Source organism: Bradyrhizobium liaoningense (assembly GCF_018130785.1).
In the GTDB taxonomy this organism is placed as follows: Bacteria; Pseudomonadota; Alphaproteobacteria; order Rhizobiales; family Xanthobacteraceae; genus Bradyrhizobium; species Bradyrhizobium liaoningense_A.
This window is the reverse complement of sequence record NZ_JAFCJT010000028.1, coordinates 1-19,010: the sequence shown is the minus strand read 5'-3', so window position 1 is coordinate 19,010 and position 19,010 is coordinate 1. Positions and strand designations below refer to the sequence as shown.

The window sequence follows — 19,010 nt, the reverse complement described above, 5'->3', positions numbered from 1 at the left end:
AAGCGTTTTAGGCCGGTCTCGCTTGAGAAAGATACGACATGCCAAAACGAGTGTTGCTTGGTGCCCTCCTGGCTTGCGGCCTCACGGCCTCGGCGCTGGCGCAAGAGCCGAGGACGGGGGGCGTGATCAACGCCGTGATCCAGCCCGAGCCGCCCGGCCTGATGCTTGCGCAGGTCCAGAACGGCCCGACTCAAATGGTCTCGGGCAACATCTTCGAGGGCCTGCTGCGCTACAGCCCCAAGCTCGAGCCGCTGCCGGAACTTGCCGAAAGCTGGAGCGTCAGCGAGGACGCCAAGACCTACACCTTCAAGCTCAAAAAGGGCGTGACCTGGCATGACGGCAAGCCCTTCACCGCCGCCGACGTGCTGTTTTCGATGGAGATGCTGAAGCAGACGCATGCGCGTGCCCGCACCAATCTGGCGCAGGTCGACAAGATCGAGACGCCGGACGACTATACGGTGGTGTTCACGCTGAAGCAGCCGTTCGGACCGTTCCTCGGCATCTTCGAGGTCGGCTCGATGCCGATGGTGCCGAAGCATCTCTATGAAGGCACCGACTGGAAGACCAACCCCTACAACAACGCGCCGGTCGGCACCGGCCCCTTCATGTTCAAGGAGTGGCAGAAGGGCTCGTTCATCCGCCTGGTCAAGAACCCGAACTACCACGAAAAGGGCAAGCCCTATCTCGACGAGATCTACTGGCAGATCATTCCCGACGCGGCCGCGCGCTCGGTGGCGTATGAGACCGGCAAGGTCGACGTGCTGCCCGGCGGCTCGGTCGAGAATTTCGACGTGCCGCGGCTGTCCAAGCTGAAGGACACCTGCGTCACAGGCGCCGGCTGGGAATTCTTCTCGCCGCTCGCCTGGCTATGGCTGAACAACCGCCAGGGGCCACTCGCCGACAAGCGGGTGCGGCAGGCGATCATGTACGCGATCGACCGCGATTTCGCCAAGGACGTGATCTGGAACGGGCTCGGCAAGGTGGCGACAGGCCCGTCCGCCTCGACCATCAGGTTCTACACCGACGACGTGCCGAAATACCCTTACGATCCGGCCAAGGCCAAGGCGCTACTGAAGGAAGCCGGCTACAAGGGCGAGAAGATCCGCCTGCTGCCGCTCGCCTATGGCGAGACCTGGCAGCGCTGGGGTGAAGCCGTGAAGCAGAATCTCCAGGACGTCGGCATGAACATCGAGACGATCGCCACCGACGTTGCCGGCGGCAACCAGAAGATCGGCGACTGGGATTACGATATCGCCTTCACCTATCTCTACCAGTATGGCGATCCCGCGCTCGGCGTCGGCCGCAATTATATCTCCAGCAACATCGCCAAGGGGCAGGTCTTCAACAACGTCGAGGGCTACTCCAACCCGGAGATCGACAAGCTGTTCGCCGACGGCGCGACCGCGACCCCGGATTCCAAGCGCAAGGAGATCTACGACAAGGCGCAGAAGATCCTGGTCGAGGACGTGCCGGTGGCCTGGATGCTGGAGCTGCAATTCCCGACCATCACGCGCTGCAAGGTCAAGAACCTGATCACCACGGGGATCGGGGTCAATGACGGCTTCAAGGACGCATGGCTCGACAAGTGACGAGGCGTTTCTTCACCTCTCCCCACTCGCGGGGAGAGGTCGAAAGTGCGGATGGCGCATTTTCGGGTGAAGGGGAGTCACCGCGAGTCCTGCTGCTACCGTCCTCGAGGAGAGTCCCCCTCACCCCAACCCTCCCAGAGCGAGCGAAGCTCGTCTCGACCCCGCAAGCGGGGCGAGGGAGCCCACCGTCTCCGTGGCCACGGGTCACGCTTCAAGATATGACGCTCTAGATATGGTCTCCTTCGTCGCTCAGCGTGCCCTGAAGGGCGTGATCGTCCTGCTCGCGATCGTCGTCCTCAATTTCTTCCTGATCCGGCTTGCGCCCGGCGACCCCGCGGTCGTGATGGCGGGCGAGGCCGGCGCCAGTGACCAGGTCTTCGTCAAGCAGCTCCGGGAAAAGTTCGGCCTCGACAAGCCGCTGCCGGAGCAGCTCTTCATCTACGTCAAGGGCGTCGTCACCCTCGACCTCGGCTTCTCCTTCCGCCAGCAGGCGCCGGTCGCGAAGCTGATCGGCGAGCGGCTACCGGCCACACTGCTGCTGACGCTGACGGCATTCGCGATCTCGCTGATGCTCGGCGTTCTCTTCGGCACGTTTGCCGCGCGCTTTGCCGGAACATTTCTCGACACGGCCATCACCGTGTTCGCTCTGATCTTCTACGCCATGCCGATCTTCTGGGTGGCACTGATGGGCATCCTGCTGTTTTCGGTCACCATGGATTGGCTGCCGAGCTTCGGCTACGAGACAGTCGGCGCCAACCTCACCGGCGTCGCCCACGCGCTCGACGTCGGTGCGCACCTGATCATGCCCGCGATGACGCTCGGCCTATTCTTCATGGCGACCTACACCCGCATGACGCGCGCCTCGATGCTGGAAGTGAAGCGGCTCGATTTCGTCAAGACGGCGCGCGCGAAAGGCCTTTCCGACGCCGTGATCCAGCGCCGCCACGTGCTGCGCAACGCGCTGCTGCCGGTCGTGACGCTGGCCGGCGTGCATTCCGGCACGCTGATCGGCGGCGCCGTCATCACCGAGACCGTGTTCGCCTGGCCCGGCATCGGGCGTCTGATGTACGACGCGCTGCTGCAGCGCGACTACAATCTGCTGCTCGGCGTCTTCGTGATCTGCTCCGCCATGGTGCTGATCTTCAACCTCATCACCGACCTCGTCTACCGCCTGGTCGACCCGCGCATCGAATTCGCCTCATGAAACAGTTCTGGAAATCGATGCTGAAGAGCCCCAGCGGCATCATCGGGCTCATCATCCTTCTCCTTGCGATATCGGTTGCGGTGTTCGGGCCGATGCTATTCCCGAACTCGCCCTGGCGCATGGTGCAACGGCCGTTCCTGCCGCCGTTCACGCTCTCGACCGTGCCGCTCGGCACCGACGCGCTCGGACGCGACGTCTTCGCCGGCATGATCTTTGGCGCACGCGTGTCGCTGCTGGTCGGCCTGGTCTCCACGCTGGTCGCGCTGGTCGTCGGCGTTCCCATCGGCGCCATGGCCGGCTATTTCGGCGGCAAGGTCGACGACGCCCTGATGCGCTTCACGGAATTCTTCCAGACCATTCCGAGCTTCGCGCTCGCGATCGTGCTGGTCGCGATCCTGCAGCCCTCGATCTATTCGATCGTGGCCTCGATCGCGGTGGTGAGCTGGCCGCCGGTCGCCCGCCTCGTGCGCGGCGAGGTGCTGTCATTGCGCACGCGCGAGTATGTCCAGGCCGCCGTCGTCACCGGCCAGAGCAACACCTGGATCATCCTGCGCGAGATCCTGCCCAATGCGCTGTCGCCGGTGATCGTGCTGGCCTCGCTGATGGTGGCGACCGCGATCCTGCTGGAATCCTCGCTGGCGTTCCTTGGCCTCGGCGATCCCAACCTGATTTCCTGGGGCTACATGGTGGGCGCCGGCCGCACCGTGATCCGCCAGGCCTGGTGGATCACCGTGTTTCCCGGTGTCGCCATCCTGATCTCGGTGCTGGGCCTCAATTTGATCGGCGAAGGCCTCAATGACGCGCTCAATCCGCGCCTGTCGCGGGAGGGTCGCTGATGACCACCGCCCCACCCGCCGTCTCCATCAAGAACTTGCGGATCGCGCTGCCGAAGGGTGCCGAGCGTCCGTTCGCCGTCGACGGCGTCTCGCTCGATTTGCGGCCCGGCAAGATCGTCTGCGTCGTCGGCGAATCCGGCTCCGGCAAGTCGATGTGCGCGCATGCGCTCATGGGCCTGTTGCCTGATACGGTCACCGTCACCTCCGGCGAGATCCAGTTCGAGGGCCGCGACCTGCTCGAGCTGGATGACGACGGCTGGCGCGATTTGCGCGGCCGCCGGCTTGCAATGATTTTTCAGGAGCCGATGACCGCACTCAATCCGTTGATGCGGATCGGCGACCAGATGGCGGAGATGTTCGAGGCCCACGGCCTGCTGTCGCCGAAGGAGCGCCGCGCAAAGGCACTGTCGCTGGCGCGCGAGGTCGGCCTGCCCGACCCCGAGCGCATCGTGCGCGCCTATCCGCACCAGCTCTCGGGCGGCCAGCGCCAGCGCGCCATGATCGCGATGGCGCTCGCGCTCGAGCCCGCGGTGCTGGTTGCTGACGAGCCGACCACCGCGCTCGACGTCACCACGCAGGCACAGATCCTGAAACTGATCCGCAACCTCCAGCGCAACCGCAACATGGCGGTGATGTTCATCACCCATGATTTCGGCGTGGTCGCCGACATCGCCGACCAGGTCGTGGTGCTCAGGCACGGCAAGGTCGTGGAAGAAGGACCCGCCGCGACCGTCTTCAACCAGCCGCAGCACGACTACACCGAGGCGCTGCTCGCCGCTGTGCCGTCGGTGGAGCCGCCGGCGCGCGAGCCGCTCGACGACCAGGCCAGGGCCGTCGAGGTGATCGGGCTGGACAAGACCTACGTCACGCCAGGCGGCTGGTTTCGCGAGGACCGCCGCGTCGATGCCGCACGCGAGGTCAATTTCAGCATCCTCAAGGGCGAGACGCTCGGCCTCGTCGGCGAATCCGGCTCCGGCAAATCGTCGGTGGCGCGGCTCGTGATGCGCCTCATCGAGGCCGATCGCGGCACCGTGCGGATCGGCGAAACCGATCTCACCTCGCTCTCTGGCAAGGCGCTGCGCGCCGAGCGCCATCGCATCCAGATGATCTTTCAGGATCCGTTCGCCTCGCTCAATCCGCGCCGCAAGGTCGGTCACATCATCGCCGACGGTCCGATCGCAGCCGGCACCGATCCGAAGGTCGCATTCGACCGCGCCCGCGAACTCCTCAAGATGGTCGGGCTGGACGCCGGCGCGCTCGACCGCTACCCGCATGAATTCTCCGGCGGCCAGCGTCAGCGCATCGGCATCGCGCGTGCGCTCGCGCTCGAACCCGAGATCATCGTCGCCGACGAAGCCGTCTCCGCGCTCGACGTCTCCGTTCAGGCGCAGGTGCTACGACTGCTCGAAGACCTCAAGGCGCGCCTCGGCCTCTCGATGCTGTTCATCACCCACGATTTGCGCGTCGCCGCGCAAATCTGCGACCGCATCGCGGTGATGCAGCGCGGCGCCATCGTCGAGTTGAAGCCGACCGCGCAACTGTTCGCCGCGCCGGAGCACGCCTATACGCGCGAGCTGCTGGCGGCGGTGCCGGGACGCAAGGAACGCGCGCCGGCGGCGTGAGTCGGCCGATCGCGGCTGCTACTTGGCCGGAGGGTTGGTGTTCTTCCAGGTGGGGACTGAGTTGGTCACGCCGACCGAGGGTTGATTAGACGTTCCGACCGACGGCGCCGTAACGGTCCCGACTGTCTGTCCGGAGCTTCCATAAGTCGCGCCCTGCTGTGCCGGTGCTCCGGAGCTTCCGCTCGTGCGGTTTTGTGTGCTCGTCCCCGACGTCTGCGCACTGACAGCGAATGGCGCCGCCGCCAATCCGAGAGCGATAAGTGTAGCAAGGGAGCGTCTCATTCTTGTCATGGGTGATCCTTTCGATCGCGGTCGCTCAGTCGCGTCAGTCATTCGGTTGTCGAACCGCTGCACTGAGCAACCTTACAACTCCGCGTGCGCGAAAATGTGCCGCAGCAGGGTCATACGGTGGATCTCAACACTCCGTCACGATGCCACCACAAGCGGCTCCGGCCGGACAGGGACGCACGCGCGGCAACCTTAACTCGCCTTGCTTGCGCCGGTGGCCGGTCACGGGAGCGCGGACCGGCGGCGCGAGATCGGCGCATTGCTCCGGTATTCCGTTCCGCGCAGGAACAGAATCGTCACGGGCTTTTTATCCTTCGTGACCGCCTGCACAGCTGCAAAGCCAAAGTCGGCACCCCACATTCGCTTGGAATGATTTCCATCATCTGATGATGGATTTTCGAACTATTGGAGCCGATATGGGCCAGGTTATTCAGTTTGTCTCGAAATCCGAGCGCGAGCGCGTTCGCCTGATCAAAGAGGCGCGCGCGATCTACGACAGCATTTTTCCGCCGGCTGATCCGAGCGGCGAGCAGCATGACAACGCAACGATCGGCCGCGCGGCCAACGGCGACGCCGGAAATCTGTCGTGATCAAGATCATCGCCGTGCTCTGCAGTCTCTCGTCTCCGACAAATTGCCACGAGCAGATCGTCACCACCTCGGACTTCGCCAACATCTCGGTGCAGTCGTGCCTGATGGGCGCGCCACAGCTCGCCGAATGGATGAACCAGCATCCGGCCGAACGCCTGGCCGCATGGCGCTGCGTGATCGGCCAACAGGCCGGCAGGGGCGCCTGAGGCCACCGGCCGTCTGGTCGAGGACGGCGCCATCCAGTTGAACCGTGACGAGCATGCATCGCCAGGATAGAATGGCGGCGCTGCTTGGCAGAGGGGGAAGCCGGATGGAGGTCGCCAGCCTCGTTCTTCCCGTGTTCGCAATCATCGTCACCGGCTGGCTTGCCGGCGAACTCGGCTATCTCTCCCGCTCGCTTGCGGACGCGCTGGTGCATTTTGCCTACAACGTGGCGATGCCGGCGCTGCTGATCGTCACGATCGCCCAGGAGCCGGCGCGCAACCTGCTGGAATGGCGTTTCCTGCTCGCGTTCGGCGGCGGCTCCCTCGTCTGCTTCGCGCTGGTGTTCCTGGCGGTCCGCGCGGGCGGCAAGCACGATCTCGCCAGCAGCACGATCCAAGGCATGGCGGCCGCGATGACCAATACCGGCTTCGTGGCGCTCCCGATCCTGCACGCGATCTACGGCCAGCCCGCCGTCCTGCCCGCCGCGGTGGCGACGGTGTTCGTCGCCGGCGTGATGTTTCCGCTCACGGTCATCCTGCTGGAAAGGGAGGTGCGCGGCGCTGAGCATTCCACCGGACTGGTGAAGCAGATCCTGCTCAATCCGATGGTCCTGTCGACGCTCATCGGTCTCGTCTGGGCGATTTCGGGTTTGCCGATTCCGGCGCCGGTCGCGGCATATCTGAACATGATTGCCGCTGCGCTCACGCCCTGCGCGCTGTTTGCCATCGGGCTTGGCCTGTCGGTCGACGGCCTGCGATCCAACCTGAAGGCATCGTTCGCGCTTGCGACCGTGAAGCTGGTGGTGATGCCGCTGATCGTCTACGGACTTTGCGTGGTCACCGGCCTCAATCCGCTCTACACGGTCGCCGCCGTCATATGCGCGGCCGTGCCGACGGCGAAGACCGTCTATGTGCTGGCGCACGAGCACAAGATCGAGGAGAAGCTGGTCGCGGCCACCGTCTCGGTCACGACGATGCTGTCGGTCGCGACATTGCTGGTCGCGCTCTACCTGCTCTCCGGCCTCGCGGCGGGTACGCGTTGACGGTCGCCGGCGCGGCTTGGCGACGTGCTCTCTATCTCGTGGTGTTGTTCCAGGTCGGTACCGAATTGGTCACGCCGACCGACGGCCAATTGTACGATCCGACCGAGGGTGCCGTGACCGTCCCGACCGTCTGTCCGGACGCCCCGTAAGCGGCCCGGGGCTGCGCGACCGGCGATGCGGCGCCGCCATAAGTCGGGGCTACCACGCTGGTGCTGTGATGCCGGCTCGCCCGGACCTTCTTCGCTTCGGCTGCGAAGGGCGCGGCGAGCAGTCCGACGGTGATGAGTGCGGCAATGGCGGGTTTGATGCTTGTCATGGCGGTTCCCTTCATTGGCTGCGAGCCCATTGTCGCAAGTGTTCATTCATCGCAAGATTTCCATAGGCACTCGTTCATAACTTCGTGCACGCCCGAATGTGCCTGACCCCGGCACCGCCGCCGTGGTCATCGTCGCTTCGGGCGACACGCCTTGCGGCCGTGTCGCTCCTTGACTGTCGCGACAGAGTGCATCAGTTCCTTGAAGGCGACTATCGCCGGATCGTCAGCGAGCGCGTGGTCGGGCCGCGACTCCAGATGCTCGACCACGGTGAGCAGCGCGTCCGCGATCTGTCCGATCTGCTTGCCATAACCGGCGACATCCGACAGCACGTCCTTCTCGACATCTGGCGCCGAGGATTGCCCCACCGTGATGTTGACGAGGCCGAACTGGCCGCCGGTGGGACTGAAGAACGACGGATAGATGGACTGGACGACATCCCCCGACAGGGGCAGCTTGAACACGGGCATACGATTTCCCCTCGCTGACGCTCGACCGGCACGGACACACTATCACGATCATGACGCGCCTTCGGATGGACCCGAATCAGCGCTAGTGCATTGCCTTCGGTGACTTTCCTGGACGCAAGCAGCATGACCGGCCCCGAACTGAAGCAGCTCCGCAACGACCTTTCCGATGCCCTCGAGCGCAAGCTCACCGCGGCCGACATGGCGAAGCTTTGCGGACTGCCGGAGAAGGGCGGCGCTGATACCATCCGGCGCTGGGAGGTGAGCGGGCCGACGCCGTCCGCGACCAAGGTACTGCGCGTGCTCGCGATGGCGAGCGAGCGCTATCCGATCATGGAGAAGTTCGACGTCTTCGATCGCCACGACGTCCGCGAGGAAGACCGGCCCGCAAAGCGCGCGGCCTTCCGCGAGCAGATGCGCGATGAAGCGCGGCGGCGTCTTGGTTAGCGCAAGACGCACGCAGCTTGCCGTGAAGGCGACAGATTAAGCCTTCCTTCAGCATTTCTTAAGCCGGCATTAAGCACGAAAATCATTTGCAGCCCAATAAGTTAGGTTGGCAGCCGTTGTGCCATGCATGTGACAGCATTTTCGTCAAAAGCGAGCTATCTGCAAAACCAACGACGGCGCGGACAGCGCGCCTGCCGGGGACCAAAGTGCTGGAGTTCAAGACGATGAAGAAGTTTCTGTTTGCCACCGTTGCGCTGCTCGTGGTGGGCGCTGCCGCGCCGGCCGTCGGCGCCGATCTCGGCAATCGCAACTATTACAAGGCGCCCGCGCCGGCCTATGCCGCGCCGATCTACAACTGGACGGGCTTCTATCTCGGTGGCCATGTCGGCGGCGCGTTCTCCAGCGACAACAATTTCAACGGCCTCTCCACCGGCAACAACGGCAACGGCCGTTTCCTCGGCGGCGTGCAGGTCGGTGCGGACTGGCAGTTCAACCCGAGCTTCGTGGTCGGCGTCGAAGGCCAATATTCCTGGCTTTCCGGCAGCGTCGGCGCCGTGTTTCCGGGCGGCATCGCCTACAGCAACGACCAGCGTGGCCTCGGCTCGATCACCGGCCGCGTCGGCTACACCTGGGGTCCGGGCCTGCTCTACGTGAAGGGCGGCTACGCCTATTCCGACAACAACGAGAAGGTGACCGTCGGCGGCGTGCCGACCGCCTTCCTCATCACCGGCGATCACCGCAACGGCTACACCGTCGGCGCCGGCCTCGAATACATGTTCGCCCCGAACTGGTCGGCCAAGGCCGAGTACCAGTACTACAATTTCGGCGACGCGAGCTTCACCGGCGGTCCGCTGGCGGGCACCGGCAGCTTCACCACCGACGACCACACCGTCAAGGCCGGCGTCAACTACCGCTTCAACTGGGCCAATTCGGCGGTCGCGCGCTACTGATCGCGCCTCAAAAATCTCTTCATCATCAAGGGCCGGCAACTCTGCCGGCCCTTTCTCTTTTCGCTGTGCGGAACGAGCGCAACCAATTGTGCAACTTGCGATTTTTTAACCCGGCCGAAGGATACTCCGCCGCGAAAATATAAAGATCACACGTGGGGGAATTTCGATGGCGATCCGTTTTGGTGGCCTGCTTGGCCGCGTCCCTGGCCGTTTCAGGCCTCGCTTCAAGATGCCGAAATGGGGCGTGCGCGGCAGCCTGTTCTCCGCCTTCGCATTGATCGCGGGCATGGGCCTCGTGATCGCAGCCGGCGCCGGCTTCGTGTTCAATCATCTCGGTGCGACCATGATGGATCTGAGCGGCCGCGACATTCCGCGCCTCTCCGCCAGCCTTCAGCTCGCCTCTCAAAGCGCGACGCTGGCGGCGCAAGGTCCGGGCCTGCTGGCATCGCCGTCCGACGAGGCGCTGAACGAACGCACCAAGAGCGTGAAGGACATCCAGCAGCTCGCCATGGCCAAGCTCGGCGAGATCATCGAGCTCGGCGCCGACAAGCAGATCGCGACCGCGCTGCGCGACACCGCCAAGAGTATCGACGAGGCGACCCAGAGCCTGGTGTCGGCCGCGCGCGAGCGGCTTGAGACCGGCGCGCTGCATGACAAGCAGTATGAGGCGTTGCGCAAGTCGCAGCTCGCCTTCGTCGGCGCGGCCGGCCCAGCGATGCTCGACGCACAGACGCGTCTGAACGCGATCCTCGGCGCGGCGGACGTCTCTGCTGACGACGCCACTGAAGCCGCGCGCACCGTCGCCCAGATCGCGACGATCTCCGCCAACGGCAATCTGATGGCCGCCGACATGATGGCGGCGCTGTCGGCCAACAACAGCGACACGCTTGAGGTGATCGAGAAGGAATTCAAGGCGACGCGCGATCGCGTCAAGTCGAACCTCGAGGACCTGCCGAAGGTTGCCTCGATGCAGTCCATGCGCGATGCCGTGCAAAAACTGTTCGCGTTCGGCGAGGGCAAGACCGGCGTGTTCAAGATCCGCCAGAAGGAGCTCGACGCCATCGACTACGGACAGACCATTCTGGACGAAACCCGCAAACTCAATGTCGGTCTCGGCATCAGCGTGCAGCAGCTGGTCGACGGCGTGCAGAAGGAGACCAACGCGTCGACCTTCCAGGCGCGCCAGGAGATCTCGCTCGCCACCACCGCGATGCTGGCGCTGGGCGCGCTGATGCTGGTCGGCTCGGCGCTGTTCGTCTGGCTCTATGTCGGCCGCAACATTCTGCGACGGATCGGCGCCCTGCACCAATCGATGCAACTGCTCGCGAACGGCGACCTCGAGACCGAAACCTACCGCTCCAAGAACCATAATGACGAGATCTCGGTGATGGCGAACACGCTGCAGGTGTTCCGCGAGAGCATGATCGAGGCCCGCGCGATGTCGAGCGAGCAGGACAAGGACCGTGTCGCCAAGGCCGAACGTGCCGCGCGCATGGAAGCCAAGATCGCCGAGTTCGAGGGCACGGTTCGCAACGCGCTCGACAATCTCGCGCAGTCGGCCAATTCGATGCAGTCCACCGCGCAGAGCATGTCGAACACCGCCGACCAGTCCAACGCACTGGTGAACGCGGTCGCCTCCGCCGCGGAGGAGACCTCGGTCAACGTGCAGACCGTGTCGTCAGGCACCGAGCAGCTGTCGTCCTCGATCGAGGAGATCAGCAAGCAGGTCGTCACCTCGGCCGCGATCGCCAGGAAGGCGGTGGACGAAGCAGGCGCCACCGACACCACGGTGCAGAGCCTCGCCGACAGCGCGAGCCGCATCAGCGTCGTGGTCGACCTGATCCAGACCATCGCCTCGCAGACCAATCTGCTCGCGCTCAATGCCACCATCGAGGCGGCGCGCGCGGGCGAGGCCGGCCGCGGCTTCGCCGTGGTCGCCTCCGAGGTGAAGAGCCTCGCAAGCCAGACCGCGAAAGCGACGGAAGAGATCCGCACCCAGATCGCCAGCATGCAGTCGGTCACGACCTCCGCTGTCGGCGCCATCCAGGGCATCGGCCGGATCATCGGCGAGATCAACGACGTCACCACCACAATCGCCGCCGCAGTCGAAGAACAGGGCGCCGCCACCCGCGAAATCGCCCGCAACATCCAGCATGCCGCCCGCGGCACCAGCGAGGTCTCCAGCAATATCGTCGGCGTCTCCACGGCTTCGGCCGAGGCGGGTGCCGCAGCGAGCGAAGTGCTGGGCGCCTCCGACGCACTGCGCCGCGAGGCCGACATGCTGCGCGGGGAGATCGACGCGTTCCTCAACAACATGCGGGCGGCGTAAGACGCCGGCCCGTAGCCCGGATGGCGAGAAGCGTAATCCGGGCTACGGAAAACTGCCGGTATGACGGCCATGCGGAGGCCACGGCCCGTCCTTTTTCGGCTGGCGCCCCGCCCGCGGTGGGTTTAAGCCGGTAACATGAACGCAAAAACCGACACCGTGCAGTCCTCGGCCGAGGCCCTGCGCTACCCCTGGGAACAGCATCCCGGCCCCGAAGAGGTCGTGGAGATCAGGCCCGGCGTGTTGTGGGCGCGGCTGAAACTGCCGTTCCGCCTCAACCACGTGAACATCTACCTGCTCGCCGATGGCGACGGCTATGCCATGGTCGATGCTGGCTTCGGCAACGAGGAAACCATCGAGGCCTGGACCAAGCTGTTCGAGGGGCCGCTGAAAGGCGTCAACATCACGCGCCTGATCGTCACGCATTCGCACCCCGATCACGTCGGCCTTGCGGGGTGGATCGTCGAGCGGTTCAACTGCCCGCTGGTGATGTCGCAGGTCGAATATCTGCAATCGGTCTATCACCAGAACCGCGGCACCGAGGAGCGGCGCGAGGCGCAGCGGCTGTTCTTCCGCCGCCACGGCATGGACGAGTCGCTCACCGAAAAGCTGCTCGGCCGCGGCCAGGACTATCTCAAGCGCGTCTCGGTGCTGCCGCCGTCCTATCGCCGCATCTCGCACGGCGACGAGGTCGTGATCGGCACCCGCCGCTTCAAGGTGATCACCGGCGGCGGCCACGCGCTCGACCAGGTGATGCTGTATTGCGCCGACGACAAGCTGTTCCTCTCCGCCGACCAGGTGCTGAGCAAGATCTCGCCGAATGTCAGCGTGTGGGCGGTCGAGCCCGACCAGAACTCGCTCGGCGAATATCTGGCCTCGCTCGCGAGCCTCACCACCACCCTGCCCTATGATTTGCTGGTACTGCCCGGCCACGGCGTGCCGTTCTACGGCTTGAAGACCCGCATCAAGCAGCTCGCCGATCACCACGAGGAGCGCTGCCGCCTGATCGCGGAAGCCTGCCGCGAGGTGCCGCAAACCTCGCGCGCCCTGGTGCCGGTCGTGTTCAACAAGCACGTGCTGGACGAACACCAGATGGGTTTTGCCGCCGGCGAACTCGTCGCCCATGTCAACTACATGCTCGTGGAAGGCCGGCTGACGGCGGAGACAAGGGACGGCGTGCTGCAGTTCAGCACGACTTGAGCCACGGCGTCATGGCCGGGCTTGTCCCGGCCATCCACGTTCTTTCAAGTCGAAACGAGTTGGTGGATGCCCGGGCCTTCGCCTCGCCGAAGCGGCTTCGGCCGCGCAGGCGGGGCAAGCCCGGGCATGACGAGTTTGTGGAAGCGGCTCACTTCATATTCGCAATCGCGTGCAGCGCCGCAATGTATCCGAACGGGCCCAGCCCGCAGATCACGCCGGTCGCCACGAACGAGATCTTGGAGTGGCGGTGATATTCGTCGCGGGCGTGGATGTTGGAAATGTGGACTTCCAGCACCGGGCCTTCGAATGTCTTGATCGCGTCCATGATCGAGACCGAGGTGAAGGAGAGGCCGGCCGGATTGATGACGATCGCGTCCGCATCCTGCCGTGCTGACTGGATCAGATCGACCAGCACGCCTTCATGGTTAGACTGGTGGAACGCGAGCTTGAGCCCGAGCTTCACTGCCACGTCCTCGCAGCTCGCATTGACCTGATCGAGCGTCGTGGTGCCGTAAATGTGCGGCTCGCGGATGCCGAGCATGTTGAGGTTGGGACCGTTGAGGATCATCACGCGCTTCATGGAAGGTCCTTCTGGGAGTTAGCCACCGAACCATTTTGCGGGTCCGGTGACGAGAACGGGAAACAGCGTCAGCAAAGCTAGCACGACGAGCTGCGCGATCATGAAGGGCCAGACCCCGCGGATCAGATCGTCCATCGACACCCGCGAGACGCCGCAGACGACGTTGAGCACGACACCGACCGGCGGCGTGATCAGGCCTATCGCATTGTTGATGATGAAGAGCACGCCGAAATAGACGGGGTCGATGCCGGCCTGCTTGACAATCGGCATCAGGATCGGTGTCAGGATCAGGATCGTCGGCGTCATATCGAGCGCGGTGCCGACGATGACGACGATGATCATCAGCACGATGGTCAGGAGCGTCTGGTTGCCGGCGAACGGTTTTGTCAATGCCACGATCTGGTCGGAAATCTCGGCGACGGTGATCAGCCAGGACGAGACCAGCGCGGCGGCAACGAGGAACATCACCACCGCCGTGGTCTGCGCGGTCGAGACCAGCAGCGCCGGCAGTTGCGACGGCTTGAGCTCGCGATAGACGCCCATCGCCACCACCAGCGAATAGACCGCGACGACGACGGCCGCTTCCGTCGGCGTGAAGATACCGAAGCGCAGGCCGAAGATGATGATCATCGGCAGCATCAGCGCCCAGAAGCCGTCGATCAGCGTGCGCCAGATCTCCGCAAAACTCTTGCGCGGCAGGCGCGCTGGATTCTCCTTGCGCACCACCCACCACCAAGCAAAGCACAGGCCGACGCCGAGCATGAGGCCGGGCACGATGCCGGCCAGAAACAGCTTCGAGATCGAGACATTGGCGGCGACGCCGAAGATGACGAAACCGATCGAGGGCGGAATGACGGGCGCGATGATCCCGCCGGCCGCGACGAGGCCAGCCGCACTGGCACGATTATGACCGGCGGCGGCCATCATCGGCACCAGCAGTGCACCGAGCGCCGCGGCATCCGCGACGGCCGAACCCGACAGCGAAGCCAGAATGCACGAGGTCAGGATCGCGACATAGCCGAGCCCGCCGCGGAAGTGCCCGACCAGCGCGATGGCAAAATTGAGGATGCGGCGTGCCAGCCCGCCGGTGTTCATCACCTCGCCGGCGAGGATGAAGAACGGCACCGCCATCAGCGGAAAGGAATCGACACCGTTGATGACGTTCTGCGCGATGATCTGGGAATCGAACATCGCCAGATACGTCATCAGCGCGATGCCGCAGATGATCAGCGCGAACGCGATCGGCATGCCGAGCGCCATGGCGCCCAGCAACGAGAAGGTGAAGACCGCGACGGTCATGCCTGAAGCTTTCCGCCCGTGGCGTCAGGCGCGTGAGGAAGCTCCTCGGACTCGCTGATGGCGATGAGATCGGCGTCGGCGATCTGTCCGGTCACGAGCCGACAGAGCTCGTACACGATGATCACGCAGGAGGAGGCGCCGAACACGACGCCGGCGGCATAGAACAAGCCAACGGAAAGCCCCGAGGCTGGCGCCACCGTGTCCCAGTTCAGCACCGTTTGCTTCCACGAGCCTTCCGTCAGCAGCACCGAGGCATAAAGCATCAGCGCGTGGCTGAGACCGTAGCAGAGCTTGCGGCCGAGCGGCGGCAGCACTTTTACCAGGCTGTCGACGCCGAGATGGGCGTGCTCCTTCATGCCGATGATCGCACCCAGGAACACCATCCAGACGAACAGCCAGCGCGACAGCTCTTCCGAGATGGCGATGCCGGAGTTGAAGCCGTAGCGCAGCACCACATTGCCGAACACCAGCACCACCATAGCGGCGAGCAGCACGGCGATGACCGCGCGGAGCAGCCAGAAATATGCGTTGACGATCGCTTTCATCATGTCTGGCCTGCTCCGGGCGTGACGGCTCAGGGCTTCAGCGCGTGCACGCGGTCGAGCTCGCTGTTGAACAGCTTGACGATCCCTGGATCGTAATCGGCGGAGAATTTTTCCGCGATCGGTTTTGTCTTTTCGCGCATGCGGTCGAGCTCGGCGGGCGCGATCTCGTTGACCGCCATGCCCTTGGCCTTGAGCTCGTCGATCGCGGCCTTGGCCTGCTCACGACTGACCTGGCGCTGGTAGTCGCGGGCCTCGATGGCGGCGTCCTGCAAAATCTTCTGCTCGTCGGGTGAAAGGGTGTCCCAGAACTTCTTGCTGATCAGAATGATGTTGGTCGAATAGGTGTGGTTGGTGACACTGAGATATTTCTGCACCTCGAAGAACTTGTTCGACAGGATCACCGAGAACGGATTCTCCTGGCCGTCGACGGTGCCCGTCTCCAGCGCGCTGTAGAGCTCCGAAAAACTCATCGGCACCGGGTTGGCGTTGAACGCCTTGAAGGTCTCCAGATAGACCGGGTTCGGGATCACGCGGATCTTGATGCCGCTAAGGTCCTCGCCCTTCGTGATGGCACGCTTGCTGTTGGTGACGTTGCGGAAGCCGAGGTCCCAGTAAGCGAGGCCGACGAGCCCCTTCTCCGGCAACTTCGCCAGCAGCGCCGCGCCGAGCGGACCGTCGAGCAGGGCGTCAGCCTGCTGCGGCGTCGAGACGATGAACGGGAAGTCGATCAGGCCAAAATCCTTGACGATGCCGACCAGCGACGTCGTCGCCGGCGACTGCATCTCCTGGGTGCCGGCGCGCAGCGCGGATTGCTGCTGCATCTCGCTGCCGAGCTGATTGGCCGGATATTCGCGCACCTTGATCTTGCCGCCGCTCTTTGCCGCGACGATCTCGACGAATTTCTGCACGCCTTTGCTGACGGGATGGTCGGTGTTGTTGAGATGCCCCCAGCGGATGGTGCGCTCCTGAATGGCCTGCGCCGACGCCGGCGCCATCCCGCCCAAGGCGATCGCGCCGACCGCCGCCGCGAAAGCCAGACCTTTGAACCCAACGGGCATCGTCCCCTCCCTTGTTGATCTCATTCTTAGGGGCGGGACAGTCTTATATGACGAATTATAAATCAACCTACATTTTTGATTTTCTATGATATTACATGAAACGCTTGATAAAGTTGCGAAATTTGCCAAAATACACGTCGAAAGCGTTAGGATGAGGCATGGACTCCCTTCCCGACACGACAGCCGAGACGGTGGGCGACAGCGCCTATCGCCGCATCCGCACCGACCTGATCTTCGGCAAGCTGACGCCGGGTCAGAAGCTGAAGCTCGAGCGGATGAGCGGCGCCTACGGCACCAGCATCTCCACGCTGCGCGAGACGCTGAACCGGCTGTGCTCGGAAGGATTCGTCGTCGCCGAAGGCCAGCGCGGCTTCGAGGTCGCGCCGATCTCGGCGACCGAATTCCAGGAGATCGCGGAGCTGCGCGAGCTGCTCGAAGGCCACATGATCGAGAAGTCGTTTGCGGCCGGCGATCTCGACTGGGAGGCCCGCATCGTCTCCGCGCATCACAAGCTTGCGGCGATGGAGCGGATGCTGCTGTCCGGCGAGCGGTCCGACGCGGAGAGCTGGAAACAGTGCGACTTCCAGTTTCACCGCGCGCTCGTCGCGGCCTGCGGTTCGAAGGTGCTGCTCGATGCACATGCCGCGGTCTATGACCGCTATCTGCGCTACCAGATGATCGCGGTGGTGTTCCGCGGCGAGATGGCGGCGGCCGAACATCGCGAGCTGAAGGAGCTGGCGCTGACGCGCGACGCCAGGGGCGCCGCAAAAGTGCTGCACACCCACATCCACGATTGCGTCGCGCATGCCCTGCGCAATTCGGATTGGTTGAAGCCGGCAGTCGCCGTCAAGGACGCGCGCGCCGAGCCGCGGAAGAAAGCCAGGGTTGGCTAAGAAAGGTTGGCCAAGAAAGGCCGGTCAGGTCAGCACCGCCGCGGATGATGCAAAGCAACATTGCCTCTCGCGCGCACTTGATCGGGATCAAGTTTCAAATCGCACGATAGGGCATTTTGCCCAAATGCTCCCCATGCCCAAATGTGGGATACCGCATAGACATTAGAGCTGGAAAAGCTCTAAGAAGATGCGCCCTTTTGGTCAGTTCCGTCTTAGGTTTTGCCGATGGATTACGCCCAGTTCTTCAATACCGCCCTCGATCGTCTCCATACCGAGCGGCGCTACCGCGTGTTCGCCGATCTCGAACGCATCGCCGGCCGGTTCCCGCATGCGCTCTGGCACTCGCCCAAGGGCAAGCGCGACGTCGTGATCTGGTGCTCCAACGATTATCTCGGCATGGGCCAGCACCCGAAGGTGGTCGGCGCCATGGTCGAAACCGCGACCCGAGTCGGCACCGGCGCGGGCGGCACCCGCAACATCGCCGGCACGCATCATCCGCTGGTGCAGCTCGAGGCCGAGCTCGCCGATCTCCACGGCAAGGAAGCGTCGCTGCTGTTCACCTCGGGCTATGTCTCGAACCAGACCGGCATCGCCACCATCGCGAAGCTCATTCCGAACTGCCTGATCCTGTCGGACGAGCTCAACCACAATTCGATGATCGAGGGCATCCGCCAGTCCGGCTGCGAGCGCGTGGTGTTCCGCCACAACGACCTCGCCGACCTCGAAGAGAAGTTGAAGGCGGCAGGTCCGAACCGGCCGAAGCTGATCGCCTGCGAGAGCCTCTATTCGATGGACGGCGACGTCGCCCCGCTCGCCAAGATCTGCGATCTCGCCGAGAAATATGGCGCGATGACCTATGTCGACGAGGTCCACGCCGTCGGCATGTACGGCCCGCGCGGCGGCGGCATCGCCGAGCGTGACGGCGTCATGCATCGCATCGACATTCTCGAAGGCACGCTGGCCAAGGCGTTCGGCTGCCTCGGCGGCTACATCGCCGCCAACGGCCAGATCATCGACGCCGTGCGCTCCTACGCGCCGGGCTTCATCTTCACCACCGCGCTGCCGCCGGCGATCTGCTCGGCCGCAACCGCCGCGATCAAGCATCTGAAGACCTCGAACTGGGAGCGTGAGCGCCACCAGGACCGCGCCGCCCGCGTCAAGGCGATCCTCAATGCCGCCGGCCTGCCGGTGATGTCGAGCGACACCCATATCGTGCCGCTGTTCATCGGCGATGCCGAGAAATGCAAGCAGGCGTCCGACCTGCTGCTGGAACAGCACGGCATCTACATTCAGCCGATCAACTATCCGACGGTAGCCAAAGGCACCGAACGCCTGCGCATCACGCCCTCGCCCTATCATGACGACGGCTTGATCGATCAGCTCGCCGAAGCGCTCTTGCAGGTGTGGGACCGCCTGGGCCTGCCGCTCAAGCAAAAGTCGCTGGCGGCGGAGTAGGCGTTCGTTCACCCTCCCCTGGAGGGCAGGGCTATCGCATGTAGCCGAGGAGTTCGAAGAGGAAGGCATCGTTCCAGCCGGCCCGCTTGAGCTTGAGGCGT

The 19,010-nt window shown here is 64.1% G+C and carries 20 protein-coding genes; 13 read left to right on the top strand and 7 right to left on the bottom strand.

Annotation, left to right across the window (positions count from 1 at the left end):
* Positions 1-38 precede the first annotated feature (38 nt).
* The 4 genes from JQ627_RS33660 (at position 39) to JQ627_RS33645 (ending at position 5,251) form a co-directional block, all read left to right on the top strand.
* The gene (locus JQ627_RS33660) at positions 39-1,589 is read left to right on the top strand and encodes an ABC transporter substrate-binding protein (protein WP_212488659.1); all 1,551 of its coding nucleotides are present in this window, start codon (positions 39-41) and stop codon (positions 1,587-1,589) included.
* Positions 1,590-1,821: 232 nt separating this feature from the next.
* Positions 1,822-2,793, top strand: a complete 972-nt coding sequence (locus JQ627_RS33655; protein ID WP_212488658.1) for an ABC transporter permease — start codon at positions 1,822-1,824, stop codon at positions 2,791-2,793.
* Complete coding sequence (locus tag JQ627_RS33650; RefSeq protein ID WP_212488657.1) at positions 2,790-3,629, top strand: ABC transporter permease; 840 nt, start codon at positions 2,790-2,792, stop codon at positions 3,627-3,629. Before JQ627_RS33655 ends, JQ627_RS33650 begins: the two co-directional genes overlap by 4 nt.
* On the top strand, positions 3,629-5,251 hold the full coding sequence (locus tag JQ627_RS33645; protein WP_212488656.1) for an ABC transporter ATP-binding protein: 1,623 nt from the start codon (positions 3,629-3,631) through the stop codon (positions 5,249-5,251). Before JQ627_RS33650 ends, JQ627_RS33645 begins: the two co-directional genes overlap by 1 nt.
* Positions 5,252-5,269: 18 nt before the next feature.
* Here the strand turns inward: JQ627_RS33645 and JQ627_RS39315 are convergent, their stop codons facing one another.
* Positions 5,270-5,542 carry a hypothetical protein gene (locus JQ627_RS39315; RefSeq protein ID WP_249143613.1) on the bottom strand — a complete coding sequence of 91 codons (273 nt, stop codon included), beginning with the start codon at positions 5,540-5,542 and terminating at the stop codon, positions 5,270-5,272.
* Between the two features lie 413 nt (positions 5,543-5,955).
* Here JQ627_RS39315 and JQ627_RS33640 point away from each other — a divergent pair, with 413 nt between their 5' ends.
* From JQ627_RS33640 to JQ627_RS33630, 3 genes are all read left to right on the top strand, one after another.
* Positions 5,956-6,129 (top strand): hypothetical protein, encoded by a 174-nt coding sequence (locus tag JQ627_RS33640; RefSeq protein WP_212488655.1) that lies wholly within the window; start codon positions 5,956-5,958, stop codon positions 6,127-6,129.
* Positions 6,126-6,335, top strand: a complete 210-nt coding sequence (locus tag JQ627_RS33635) for a hypothetical protein (RefSeq protein WP_212488654.1) — start codon at positions 6,126-6,128, stop codon at positions 6,333-6,335. Before JQ627_RS33640 ends, JQ627_RS33635 begins: the two co-directional genes overlap by 4 nt.
* Positions 6,336-6,439: 104 nt before the next feature.
* Entirely contained in the window at positions 6,440-7,375 is a 936-nt protein-coding gene (locus JQ627_RS33630) for an AEC family transporter (RefSeq protein WP_212488653.1), read from the top strand.
* Positions 7,376-7,406: 31 nt separating this feature from the next.
* Here the strand turns inward: JQ627_RS33630 and JQ627_RS33625 are convergent, their stop codons facing one another.
* A complete protein-coding gene (locus JQ627_RS33625; RefSeq protein ID WP_212488652.1) occupies positions 7,407-7,691 on the bottom strand; it encodes a hypothetical protein in 285 nt (94 codons plus the stop codon).
* 126 nt (positions 7,692-7,817) lie between these two features.
* A complete protein-coding gene (locus JQ627_RS33620) occupies positions 7,818-8,159 on the bottom strand; it encodes a hypothetical protein (protein ID WP_212488651.1) in 342 nt (113 codons plus the stop codon).
* A 123-nt stretch (positions 8,160-8,282) separates the two neighbouring features.
* On the opposite strand from JQ627_RS33620, the gene JQ627_RS33615 reads away from it, so the two are divergent.
* From JQ627_RS33615 to JQ627_RS33600, 4 genes are all read left to right on the top strand, one after another.
* Entirely contained in the window at positions 8,283-8,603 is a 321-nt protein-coding gene (locus tag JQ627_RS33615; protein WP_212488650.1) for a hypothetical protein, read from the top strand.
* Positions 8,604-8,827: 224 nt separating this feature from the next.
* A complete protein-coding gene (locus tag JQ627_RS33610; protein WP_212488649.1) occupies positions 8,828-9,553 on the top strand; it encodes an outer membrane protein in 726 nt (241 codons plus the stop codon).
* A 166-nt stretch (positions 9,554-9,719) separates the two neighbouring features.
* The gene (locus JQ627_RS33605; protein WP_212488648.1) at positions 9,720-11,882 is read left to right on the top strand and encodes a methyl-accepting chemotaxis protein; all 2,163 of its coding nucleotides are present in this window, start codon (positions 9,720-9,722) and stop codon (positions 11,880-11,882) included.
* Between the two features lie 135 nt (positions 11,883-12,017).
* On the top strand, positions 12,018-13,079 hold the full coding sequence (locus tag JQ627_RS33600; RefSeq protein WP_212488647.1) for an MBL fold metallo-hydrolase: 1,062 nt from the start codon (positions 12,018-12,020) through the stop codon (positions 13,077-13,079).
* A gap of 148 nt (positions 13,080-13,227) precedes the next feature.
* On the opposite strand, the gene aroQ is transcribed toward JQ627_RS33600, so the two are convergent.
* The 4 genes from aroQ to JQ627_RS33580 are packed head-to-tail and all read right to left on the bottom strand — an operon-like array spanning position 13,228 to position 16,561.
* A complete protein-coding gene (gene aroQ / locus JQ627_RS33595) occupies positions 13,228-13,659 on the bottom strand; it encodes a type II 3-dehydroquinate dehydratase (protein WP_212488646.1) in 432 nt (143 codons plus the stop codon).
* Positions 13,660-13,677: 18 nt separating this feature from the next.
* The gene (locus tag JQ627_RS33590; RefSeq protein ID WP_212488645.1) at positions 13,678-14,958 is read right to left on the bottom strand and encodes a TRAP transporter large permease; all 1,281 of its coding nucleotides are present in this window, start codon (positions 14,956-14,958) and stop codon (positions 13,678-13,680) included.
* A complete protein-coding gene (locus JQ627_RS33585) occupies positions 14,955-15,503 on the bottom strand; it encodes a TRAP transporter small permease (protein ID WP_212488711.1) in 549 nt (182 codons plus the stop codon). Before JQ627_RS33585 ends, JQ627_RS33590 begins: the two co-directional genes overlap by 4 nt.
* A gap of 29 nt (positions 15,504-15,532) precedes the next feature.
* Positions 15,533-16,561 (bottom strand): TRAP transporter substrate-binding protein, encoded by a 1,029-nt coding sequence (locus tag JQ627_RS33580; protein WP_249143611.1) that lies wholly within the window; start codon positions 16,559-16,561, stop codon positions 15,533-15,535.
* 158 nt (positions 16,562-16,719) lie between these two features.
* Between JQ627_RS33580 and JQ627_RS33575 the strand changes: the two genes are divergently transcribed.
* The gene (locus tag JQ627_RS33575) at positions 16,720-17,454 is read left to right on the top strand and encodes a GntR family transcriptional regulator (RefSeq protein ID WP_212488644.1); all 735 of its coding nucleotides are present in this window, start codon (positions 16,720-16,722) and stop codon (positions 17,452-17,454) included.
* Between the two features lie 225 nt (positions 17,455-17,679).
* Positions 17,680-18,909, top strand: a complete 1,230-nt coding sequence (gene hemA / locus JQ627_RS33570; protein ID WP_028148697.1) for a 5-aminolevulinate synthase — start codon at positions 17,680-17,682, stop codon at positions 18,907-18,909.
* Positions 18,910-19,010 lie beyond the last annotated feature (101 nt).